The sequence below is a fragment of the Micrococcus sp. HSID17227 genome, assembly GCF_003989405.1.
GTDB lineage: Bacteria > Actinomycetota > Actinomycetes > Actinomycetales > Micrococcaceae > Micrococcus > Micrococcus luteus.
Window position 1 is genome coordinate 1 of sequence record NZ_RBLN01000453.1, and the last position, 992, is coordinate 992.

1 protein-coding gene is annotated in these 992 nt (G+C 77.1%); it reads left to right on the forward strand.

What is annotated here, in order from left to right; all coding sequences use genetic code 11:
• Positions 1-239: 239 nt before the first annotated feature.
• Positions 240-992, forward strand: a 753-nt coding sequence (locus D8M29_RS12590) for a macrolide 2'-phosphotransferase (protein ID WP_127446043.1), incomplete at its 3' end; no start/stop codon positions are given.

The following is a 992-nucleotide window of genomic DNA, read 5'->3' on the forward strand; positions in this document are numbered from 1 at the left end:
CCGCCCTGCAGCCACAGGACCTCCGTCCCCTCGCGCGCCCAGGACGCCGCCAGGTGGCCCGGGTCGAGGCGGGCCACGGCACCGCGGTCCAGCTCCTCGCGGGCCAGCGGCAGGGCCAGGGGTGGTGCGGCGGTGGGGTCGGACGACGACGGGGGGCAGGAGGCCATGCGTCCAGGCTAGCGACCCGTCTCCGGTGCGCCCGACGACGGGGGAGGGCGTTCCGCGCCTAGGCTGGAGGGGTGGATCGTCAGCCCCTTCGTCTCGCAGCCCTGGCCGCCGCGGCCGTCCCCGGCCTCGCCCCCGTCTCCGTGGAGGCGAGCCCGGACGACCCCGCGGACTTCTCGACCGCCGTCGTCGTGGACGGTGAGGGCCAGCGGTGGCGGGTCCGCTCGCCCCGCACCCCGGAGGCGGGCATCCGTCTCGAGACGGAGCTGCAGGTGCTGGCGGGCCTGACCCCGGCGGTGCGCGCCGGCCTGCCGTTCCGCACGCCCTCCGTGGCGGGCGCGGTGCGGCTCGAGGGGCTGCGCACCTTCGTCTACCAGGACATGCCCGGGCGTCCCGTCACCCTGGACGAGCTGGCCCGGCTCGGCGAGCCCGCGGTGCAGGACGTGGGCCGCGTGCTGGCCGCGATCCACACGCTGTCCTCGGATGTCGTGGACCACGCGGACCTGCCCTCCTACACGGCGGAGCAGATCCGGCAGCGTCACCTCCACGCCCTCGACCAGGCGGCCACCTCCGGCCGCGTGCCGCCCCTGCTGCTGCGCCGCTGGGAGGAGGCCATGGAGGAGGAGGCCCTGTGGCGGTTCACCCCGGTGCCCGTGCACGGTGACCTGCACGAGGACAACCTGCTCCTCGAGCGCGGCCGCGTGGTGGGCGTGACGGGCTGGACGGACCTGCACGTGGGCGACCCGGCCGGCGACGTCGCCTGGCTGGCCGCCGCCACGGACCCGGACCTGGCCGACCGCGTCCTCGACGCCTACGCGGCGCGGCGC